The organism is Rummeliibacillus pycnus, assembly GCF_002884495.1.
In the GTDB taxonomy this organism is placed as follows: Bacteria; Bacillota; Bacilli; order Bacillales_A; family Planococcaceae; genus Rummeliibacillus; species Rummeliibacillus pycnus.
This window is the reverse complement of record NZ_KZ614145.1, coordinates 1,245,015-1,254,412: the sequence shown is the minus strand read 5'-3', so window position 1 is coordinate 1,254,412 and position 9,398 is coordinate 1,245,015. Positions and strand designations below refer to the sequence as shown.

The following is a 9,398-nucleotide window of genomic DNA, read 5'->3' as shown; positions in this document are numbered from 1 at the left end:
CAGCCATAGATCTTGCGGGAGCTGCCAAAGGAAAAGACCTCATCTCCGGAAGAAAACTTTCCGATAATGAACGACTGACACGAGGCGTCTTTGCGATCGCACCAGGAGTAGGGGGACTCGCCGTAAAATCCCTATTAAAGAATGTCCCAGCACTAGCCAATGTTCTGAAAACAACTACTAAAACAATAGATGATGCCGTCAAACCGCTTAAAAACACCATTGACGGAGTAAAAACGAAATCAAAAGCCGTGTATGCGACTGTGGTGAGTAACGCTAAAAAACTAGGTGGTCAGCATGTAGATCAACTCAAATACGCCCTGTCCCATCCAGTAGGTGCCACAGTGACCTCAAAAACAGGACAAAAAACAATTCGAGGATCTGCAAAATTTATCGATAACGCCTTACGACCAGTTGAAGTTCGAACCGTGCAAACAACAGCAGGTAACAAGGTATTTGCAGGAATTGGACGAGGCGAATCGACTGGTAAGTTAGCAGAGAAAGCTGATAGTTATATAGCCATCAAGCAGACGGAGAAGGATGAGGTTAAGGGCGGAATTAATCCTAAAATTAATTATGATTATAATATGATTGAAAATCCTGGACCATTAGCAGAATTGAAAGATAATCCAGCTTCAAATTTTGTATCAGGAAAATACAATATAAAAGTGTTAGAAGAAGATACTATACTATATCGGTCTGGAAAAAAAGGTGGATTAACAATTGCAGGTCAAGAAAAAAATGCATTAGGACAGTGGTTTACAAGAGAACCAGCAGAATCGGTAGCAAAAGTAAGAATAGATTCTGCTGTTAAAGCTCAATGGATAGACCCTAAAACAGGTGTACTTACAGGTACTTCACCGATAGAATCAACATATGCAATAAAAATTCCTAAAGGAACTACAATATATGAAGGTCCAGTGGGATATCAAGGAAGTTCTTATCTTGGCGGTGAGAGTTGTAATCAAATTTTTGTTTCAGAACCATGGAAAATTACAGAATTAGAGGTATTAAAAGAATCCAAAATACAATAAAGAGGGTAGATTATAAATGGATAACAGGGAATTGGTAGATAAATTAGAAAAACTATTTAGTGAATTACTTAATTTAATAGAACAATATGGAAAAGGTGAAATAGATTATCAAATATCAGAGGTAAAGTATGTTGTTAATCTATTAAGAGAAAATATTAATAATGAATATTCCAATTCTGAGGATATTATTAATGAAATAAAAATTATTCGTAAGAACTTATATCCAGCAAGAGGTGGATTATCAGAGTTCTTTATATGGAAAAATGATGTTAAGGAAAGAATAAAAGTTAATGAACCACTAAGTAGAGTTGGAGATGAGATATGGAATTTATTAAAATAACTAACTGCAAAATTAAGCTTTAATTAATTGAATATAAATAAGTTTTCGGTGCCAGGTACCCAAACTATTCGGAAAATATAATACAAATTAAGTCTTCAATCTTTCTTAGGTTGAAGACTTTTTAAATGGGCAATTTGTTAGTTTGTAATAACAAAAATTACCCTAAATGATTTATACGAAGCTGATTCAACTTACTCCGCAAAACTGAAAACGGAGTACGTGGATTGGAAACTTCAAAAATCCTAGTGAAAAAGCATCAAAAGATGATTATCGCCAAGCCGCTTTAAACAGTGGGGCTTTTGAATATGTAAGAAGTTTTTCTCAGAAGTAGATGGAAAAACAGCATTGGCTTTTTGGGAACGATATCCTTCACCTTCTTGTTTAGATGGTGTAAGCATAAAGAAATTGACCACTTTTTTATTAGAGGCCAGTAACAATACATGTTCAGTGAAAAAGGCAAGTGAAATAATGAAGCTAGTGAAAGAGGATGGACACACAACGAAAGAACATCAAGAAACACGAGATTTTCTAGTAAGAAGCATCGTCCGAGATATTTCATTTAAAAAGCAGGAAATGAGCTATGTGGAAAGAGAATTAAAAGAGTTAATGAGTTTATTAGACTTTCAACTAGTCTCCATGCCAGGCATAGACCTAGTAACAGCTTCTGCTTTAATTGCCGAGATAGGTGACGTAAGACGGTTTTCGAATGCCAACAAATTAGCGAAGGTAAGTTCAAAAGCCGTGTATTCGAATGTGGTGAGTAACGCTAAAAAACTAGGTGGTCAGCATGTAGATCAACTCAAATACGCCCTGTCCCATCCAGTAGTTGCAGCAGTGACCTCAAAAACGGGACAAAAAACAATTCGAGGATCTGCAAAGTTTATCGATAACGCCTTACGACCAGTTGAAGTTCGAACCACGCAAACAACAGCAGGTAACAAGGTATTTGCAGGAATTGGAAGAGGCGAATCGACTGGTAAGTTAACAGAGAAAGCTGATAGTTATATAGCCATAAAGCAGGCGGAGAAGGATGCTTTAAAGGGTACGGGTAATAAAATCAGTCAGGCTTCGGATGATATCACGGCAGCCATATGGTTAAAGATGGAACGTTAAAACCGAATGTTAAGTATCAAGCAGGTGAATATGAGTATTTATATGAGACAGACAACATGGGGAGACTTAAAGAGTTTAATGCAAATGACTTAAAATTAACTGAAAGAGATAGTAGATTACCACATAAATCGAATACGCCAGGAAAAGAATCTGGAGACCATGCTGGACATTTAGCTGGTGATAGGTTTGGGGGCTCTCCAGATTTAGATAATCTTGTATCTCAATCGAGTAATGTGAATTTGAGTAAATACAAGAAGTTAGAAAATCAATGGGTTACAGCCATAAAAGAAGGGAAGAAAGTTTCCGTTAATGTTAAAGTCAATTATGAGGGAACTGGAGTAAGGCCGACAAGCTTTGAAATAAAATATAATATAGATGGTGTTATTAAGAAAGCAAGATTAAAAAATTAGGGGTGATAAACTTGAGTAAAGTATTTGAAGATTATTTTTCTGAATTACAAGCAGATATGGTGGCTATTTGTTTAGAATACGTTGAAAATGAAGCAGAGGATATTTACATTTACTGTTCCTATGAGCCGGAAATGTATGTTTTTGACGTTTTTTTTAAAATAAATAATCAATTTGTTTTTAAGCATAACTTAAATGATGCAGTAAATAGCACAAGCACGATAGGTAAAGCATTGATTTATGATACCTCTGAACAAAGGCAAGAAGCTGTTTTAGATATTGGACTTGAAAATTTAGAAAAAATCCATGAAAAATGTAAAGAATATGGAAAAGAAATGCCTACAGAGATAAAGTTACATTATAATGTGAAGCAGAATAGTTTAAAAGGAAAATATAGATATGATTTAGTTTATTCAAATCACGAAGAGCTTTCACCAGATGATATTTTCGATTTATGGTTTGAAGAAGTAAAAAATGGAAATTTCTGAAGTGGAAATGTCTAAATTAATATAAAAGTTCAGTAGTATTCAGGATTATTTTTAGAATTAACTATAAGCACTTGTTTGTCTTATTAGGCAACAAGTGTTTTTGTTTTATATTAGAAATTTTAACTTTGGAAGACATTGGACTATGCTTTACTGAAATTCATAGCTCATGAAGGTAGTACCTTCATGGAGTTTGGTTCTAATGCTCAGGTAGGGTGACAAGTACGATAAATAGGCGAGATGACATTTTACATGGCAGGGGTAGTTATGACAGGGAATGGCTAAAAAACTAACGAGAATGACAAAGCTCTTGGCGATAAAAGGTAGGTTACGAAGAAGGTTACTAGTTTAGCATCAGGGCAGACAAAAATTGGGTTGTATTTTTACAAGAGACGGTCGTATAATACTCGCTATTCGTTTAAAAAGCGTTACATAAATTTTAATTTTCGTAACGGGAGGGTGAAAAGTTGAACGTTGTTGGGTATATAAGAGTCTCAACCCAAGGGCAAGCCAAAGATGGATATAGCCTGAAATATCAAGAAGATGAAATAAAAGCATATTGTGAAGAACATGGATTTAACCTCATACATATTTTTAGAGATGAAGGAATTAGCGGTGCTAAACTGAATGAAGAAGCATTAAAAATTGACAGGGTGGGCTTACAGGAGATGTTGGCTCACCTTTCTTCTACCCAAATTAATTATGTGGTGGTACTGAACACAAGCCGATTATGGCGGTCAGATATTGTAAAGGTACTAAACTTTTTATAACTTGGATAATGGTGGCTCAATTGAATGTGCAGTTGGTTCTTTAAAGCACCTTGCGCCTTTACCAATGCATTTCTTCTAGTAACCAATTGTTGGATTGACCAATATAAATCATCGAAAAAGTGAAGATTTTAAAAAATGTATATGGAGGTTAGAATGTGAAAACTGAAAAAATGGAAGAATTATATGGAATAATTGCAAATTATCTTAATAGTATAATCCCTGTTGAGTGGAAGAAAGTGTATTTATATGCTGAAATAGATGACTTTAGTAATGAGGTCTTTTTCTATTTTTATCCTAACAATGGGATTGAACCAATCTATAGTCTAAGTATTCCTGAAATATATAATTTAGAAAAAGATCAGTATATGGAAAAATTATTTAGACTAAATGACTTTATAGAAAAACTACGCGAGGAATTTAAGAATAATAATCAACCGTTGTGGTCTAATTTAACATTTGAACTAACTTCTTCGGGTAAATTTAACATTGATTACGATTATATAGACTTGGATAATTGTGATTATAATGATTACGAAAGACATGTGATATGGAAATATAAAAAATTGAATAAGTTACCTGATGAAAGTAATGAATATGATAATGATATTATTGAGAAATATAAAAAGAAAAGATAATATTTTTAGTTTTTAGTGTCAGGTACGAAAATTCGGAAAATATGCTGAAAATGAAGTCTTCAAACTTTGGCAACAGCATAAATTAATAGATGGAAGAGAGAAGAGATGAAATAATTACAATGTTTGCAGGTGAAACATTATAATAATTATGAAGTGAAGTTTAAACTTGAGATTGAAAACATAGTTGAACCAAACTGACAATTGTATTAGCTAAATAAACAGCGTCAAAGAATATATTAGTTTATTTTTTGGTGCTAATTTAATAATTCAATTTAAAAATTATAAGTTTTGAGTGCCAGGTATCCAAAACAACTCTGAAAATAAGCTACAAATGAAGTCTTCAAAACTTTCAAAGTTTGAAGACTTTTTAATTAGGTAATCTTTTGGGATAACACATTCAGTCTTCACTCATTTTCATGAAATTACATCAAAAGAAGATTATCGCCAAGCCGCTTTAAACAGTGGGGCTTTTGCATATGAAGGAATTCGAGCAGGACAGGAGAAGAAAGAGTTTTGGTATAATCTAATTGCAGCTGGCGTTGTGATTGGATTGTCCATTGTTTGTCCGCCAGCAGGACTAGCCGCAGGTGCTGTTTATACAGCCATAGATCTTGCGGGAGCTGCCAAAGGAAAAGACCTCATCTCCGGAAGAAAACTTTCCGATAATGAACGACTGACACGAGGCGTCTTTGCGATCGCACCAGGAGTAGGGGGACTCGCCGTAAAATCCCTGTTAAAGAATGTCCCAGCACTAGCCAATGTTCTGAAAACAACTGCTAAAACAATCGATGACGCCGTCAAACCGCTTAAAAACACCATTGACGGAGTGAAAATTCAATCAAAAGCCGTGTATTCGACTGTGGTGAGTAACGCCAAAAAACTAGGTGGTCAGCATGTAGATCAACTCAAATACGCCCTGTCCCATCCAGTAGGTGCCACAGTGACCTCAAAAACAGGACAAAAAACAATTCGAGGATCTGCAAAATTTATCGATAACGCCTTACGACCAGTTGAAGTTCGAACCGTGCAAACAACAGCAGGTAACAAGGTATTTGCAGGATTTGAACGAGGCGAATCGACTGGTAAGTTAGCAGAGAAAGCTGATAGTTATATAGCCATCAAGCAGGTGGAGAAGGATGCTTTAAAGGGTACTAAGGGTACGGGAAATACTCCTAATAAGGTTAATAACATTATAGAAATAAATGAAGTAAACTATGGCGACCATTTTACAAAAGGAAAAAGAGGGAGAAAAGAACTTGCACCTAATGTTCGCTATGTGACTCAAGATGGATATAAATATACAACAGATGAATTAGGAAGAATAGTTGATGTAGAAGCTAATAATCTGATATTACAGGAAGCGGAAAGAAATTTAGGAATGCAAAGAGCTGCTGGTAGAGAATACAGATTACCAGATGATGATGGTGGGCATTTAATTGGAAGTCAATTTCATGGTTCGGGAGATATTGATAATCTTGTTGCTCAAAATAGCCAAATTAACCGTTCCGGTGGAGAATGGTATAAGATGGAGACGGTTTGGGCAGATGCTTTGAAAGAGGTCCCACCGAAGAAGGTATCTGTAAGGATTGAACCTGTTTATAATGTAGAGTCTCTAAGACCAAGCAGTTTTGAGGTTTTTTATAAAATTGAAGGAAAAAGGGCAGTTAAGAAAGTTATAAAAAATCAATCAGGAGGCTGATATTTTTGATTATGGAACAAGAATTGAATCAAATGTATAGAAAAATTGCTGAAACAGTTAATGAAATGATTCCAGAAAAATGGGTTAAATTTTATATGTATGCTCAAGTGTCAGAAACAGGTGGAGGTACTTACTTCTTCTATAATACTCCAGAAGATGAGTTTAACTATAAATATAGTTTAGAAATTCCTTTTGAATTTAATATTAATAAAGAGCAGTATAAGCTAAAGGAGAGAAAACTATTTGAGCTGAGTGACAAACTAAGAAAAGTTTTCGCTGACTATCAGCAAGAGCAATGGTATTCGTTTACATTATCTCTAGAGGATAATGGGAAATTTAAAATTCATTATGATTATACAAACTGGTTTGATACAAATTATAGCTTTGATGATCAGTTGGTTATTTGGGAGTATAAATATTTAGGGAATGAACCAGATGATGTTGAGAGCAAAGAGCTGATTGAAAGATATTTAAATGAATATCCAGGTAATCCAATTTAATAAAATAGATTAGAATAGATAAGGGAAAGTCTATATACGAAATATTGTAGATAACTAAAAAGCGCTTGATTGTCTTTTAGGCAACAAGTGCTTTTTGTCTTTTGTAAAAAAATGTATTGGACACTTTAAAAGGATTGTACGAAATTCATAACTCATGAAGGTTGTACCATCATGAAGTATTGTTTTTACACATTGAGGAACGGAATAAGAACGAGAAATGGGCGAGATGACATTTTACATGGCAGGGATAGTTATCATATGGAATGGATGAGAAACTAACGAGATTGACAAAGCTCGTGGCGATAAACAAGAGGTAATGTTAAAGGACGTTCTTTTACTGCCTTTGGCCTATAAATTTTATGTTGTATTTAACTAAAGACGGTCGTATAATACTCGCTATTCGTTTAAAAATCGATACAACAAAAATTACAATTTATGTAACGAGAGGGTCAAAAGTTGAACGTTTTTAGGTATTTATAGGTTTCAACGCAAGGGCAAACCAAAGGTGGATACAGTTTAAAATTTCAAGAAGATGAAATTAAAGCGTATTGTAAAGAACAAGGCTGGAACTTGATCGATATTTTTAGAGATGAAGATATTAGTAGTACGAAACTAAATGTAGAAGCATTAGAAATAGACAGGGTGGGCTTACAAGAGATGTTGGCTCCCCTTTCGTCTGTCCAAATTGATTATTAGTATTCACAAGAAAGGCCATAATGATTTTTAGGTAAGCGGTTTGATGGAGTTAATAGACCAATACCAACGACTTGGAATATGCCTTCCAATATGAATCGATCCGCAACCAACAGGAAAACAAGGAATTTTGGGTACAAATCGAGGCGTTAGTAGTGATTGTGGGAGCGACCCTAATCTGCCCTCCAGCAGGCATAGCTTTAGAGCTTTATATGGTGCGGCAGAATTGGGTTCCGCCGTATCGGGCAAGGATTGGGTATCAGGCAGGGACCTAGGGACAGGAGAACGGTGGTTCCGCGGTGTATTAGCACCTTTGGACATTGTTCCGGGTGTGAGCGGCCTGGCAAAATTCAGCAGCACGGCCCGGCTCGCCCGAGTGGGTGAAACAGCCAGTCAGTTAGGCTTGAAGACGGGCGTAAGTGCCGGTTTCCGCCAGGGTGTCAATCACATAGACAACATGATTAAAACCGCTGGTCAGTATTCAGTGTCACGCTTGAAAAGCGCTTATGCCGCAATAAAAGATGCGGCTCATGTTGTGAAAAATAAGCTAGCAACGGATATAATAGAGACAGGGAAACTAGCCGACACCATCATCACTGGTGTTAAAAACACAATCCCTTCGCCCGAAAGACTTGTGGTGACGTCAACAGGTGAAAAGATGAAAATGCTTGTCGAAAACAGCCATGGGGTTGAAAACTCGATAAGGGATTTGATTCGTAAGATTGATGGGATCAATATTGAGGGTTCTAGGGGTACGGGTGAACTTAATAAGGATTTAGCAAAAGCTTATCTGAGGGATATAGAGGCTAAAACTGGACGAAAGGTTAATAAAGAGCAGATTCATCTTATAAAAGAAGCCTTAAGAACGAAAAACTATGAAAAATTGACACCAAAAGAGACAGCTAAGCATAGAAGCAAATTTACTTCGAGCTTGAAAGATAAATTGATTGCAGAATGGGAAGAAAAAACCAAACAAAAATGGCCAAGATATACAGAAGAAGTGCTTGATAAGAATGGAGAGGTTGCTCGGAGTATCGGTCAACCGTATGATGCCCATCATATCATAGAGAACAACTTTGGTGGCCCTCATGAGTGGTGGAATATTCATCCAGCAAAATATCCTAACGAACACCAAGCAGGGATACATGGAAAGGGAGCTCCATCAGGTAAACTATTTCCAAGGAGGTAAAATAGCAAATGGCTGATTTTGAATTTATTAATGAGCTAGAAAATAAAACTTATAAGGTACCTGAAGATGATATTTTAAAAGCTGAACAAAGAATGGATATCAGTTTTCCAAATGATTTAAAACAGTTATATTTAGAAGTTGGTTATGGTTTTATTAAAGGTCAAAGTGCTAATGCAATAAATAGAATATTGGGACCAGGGACTGTAGCAGATATTAGATTAAGAGAAGGTATTTTTGAATTTGACCCAGATTTAGATGAACTTTTTGATGATGAAGATAAACTTATTTTTTTTGAAGTAAACGAGGGTGTTTATATTTCAATAGATTTACAATTAGTTAATAATCCAATATATTATTTCGATATTCAAATAGCTGAATCGTTAGAGGATTTTTTTAAAAAGTTTCTCAATAATAATGAATATTATATTGATTTAATTGAGGATTAGGCTTAATTGGTAGAAGAAGTAAAAATTAATTGACCTTGATTGGCTATGAACTGCCTTTCAAGGTTTTTTACTTTATTTGAATCAACCACT

General features: G+C 35.3%; 10 protein-coding genes and 3 pseudogenes. 12 read left to right on the top strand and 1 reads right to left on the bottom strand.

Annotation, left to right across the window (positions count from 1 at the left end; all coding sequences use genetic code 11):
- The 6 genes and pseudogenes from CEF14_RS06380 to CEF14_RS06355 form a co-directional block, all read left to right on the top strand.
- Nucleotides 1-1,031 (top strand): pre-toxin TG domain-containing protein (locus CEF14_RS06380; protein WP_211284568.1); only part of this gene is annotated, 1,031 nt, incomplete at its 5' end.
- A gap of 16 nt (nt 1,032-1,047) precedes the next feature.
- The gene (locus CEF14_RS06375) at nt 1,048-1,371 is read left to right on the top strand and encodes a hypothetical protein (protein ID WP_102692078.1); all 324 of its coding nucleotides are present in this window, start codon (nt 1,048-1,050) and stop codon (nt 1,369-1,371) included.
- A gap of 309 nt (nt 1,372-1,680) precedes the next feature.
- Nucleotides 1,681-2,112, top strand: a pseudogene (locus tag CEF14_RS06370) (transposase); the annotation flags it as partial.
- 350 nt (nt 2,113-2,462) lie between these two features.
- Nucleotides 2,463-2,894 (top strand): DNA/RNA non-specific endonuclease, encoded by a 432-nt coding sequence (locus CEF14_RS06365; protein ID WP_102692077.1) that lies wholly within the window; start codon nt 2,463-2,465, stop codon nt 2,892-2,894.
- A gap of 11 nt (nt 2,895-2,905) precedes the next feature.
- Nucleotides 2,906-3,379, top strand: coding sequence for a DUF600 domain-containing protein (locus tag CEF14_RS06360; RefSeq protein WP_102692076.1), 474 nt, complete (start codon nt 2,906-2,908; stop codon nt 3,377-3,379).
- A gap of 464 nt (nt 3,380-3,843) precedes the next feature.
- Nucleotides 3,844-4,134 (top strand): annotated as a pseudogene (locus CEF14_RS06355) (recombinase family protein); the annotation flags it as partial.
- On the opposite strand, the pseudogene CEF14_RS06350 reads toward CEF14_RS06355, so the two are convergent.
- A pseudogene (locus CEF14_RS06350) lies at nt 4,092-4,259 on the bottom strand (IS110 family transposase); the annotation flags it as partial. The pseudogenes CEF14_RS06355 and CEF14_RS06350 overlap by 43 nt on opposite strands.
- 42 nt (nt 4,260-4,301) lie before the next feature.
- Between CEF14_RS06350 and CEF14_RS06345 the strand changes: the two are divergent.
- From CEF14_RS06345 to CEF14_RS06320, 6 genes are all read left to right on the top strand, one after another.
- Nucleotides 4,302-4,781: an immunity protein YezG family protein gene (locus tag CEF14_RS06345; protein ID WP_102692075.1), complete on the top strand. Its 480-nt coding sequence runs from the start codon at nt 4,302-4,304 to the stop codon at nt 4,779-4,781.
- Between the two features lie 541 nt (nt 4,782-5,322).
- Nucleotides 5,323-6,480: a DNA/RNA non-specific endonuclease gene (locus CEF14_RS19455; RefSeq protein WP_102692074.1), complete on the top strand. Its 1,158-nt coding sequence runs from the start codon at nt 5,323-5,325 to the stop codon at nt 6,478-6,480.
- Nucleotides 6,481-6,491: 11 nt separating this feature from the next.
- Entirely contained in the window at nt 6,492-6,980 is a 489-nt protein-coding gene (locus CEF14_RS06335; RefSeq protein WP_102694313.1) for an immunity protein YezG family protein, read from the top strand.
- A gap of 537 nt (nt 6,981-7,517) precedes the next feature.
- On the top strand, nt 7,518-7,676 hold the full coding sequence (locus CEF14_RS19225) for a recombinase family protein (RefSeq protein WP_245890243.1): 159 nt from the start codon (nt 7,518-7,520) through the stop codon (nt 7,674-7,676).
- Nucleotides 7,677-7,803: 127 nt separating this feature from the next.
- The gene (locus CEF14_RS19365; RefSeq protein WP_281256495.1) at nt 7,804-8,862 is read left to right on the top strand and encodes a hypothetical protein; all 1,059 of its coding nucleotides are present in this window, start codon (nt 7,804-7,806) and stop codon (nt 8,860-8,862) included.
- Nucleotides 8,863-8,870: 8 nt separating this feature from the next.
- Nucleotides 8,871-9,308 (top strand): SMI1/KNR4 family protein, encoded by a 438-nt coding sequence (locus CEF14_RS06320; RefSeq protein ID WP_102692073.1) that lies wholly within the window; start codon nt 8,871-8,873, stop codon nt 9,306-9,308.
- The last annotated feature ends 90 nt before the right edge of the window (nt 9,309-9,398 follow it).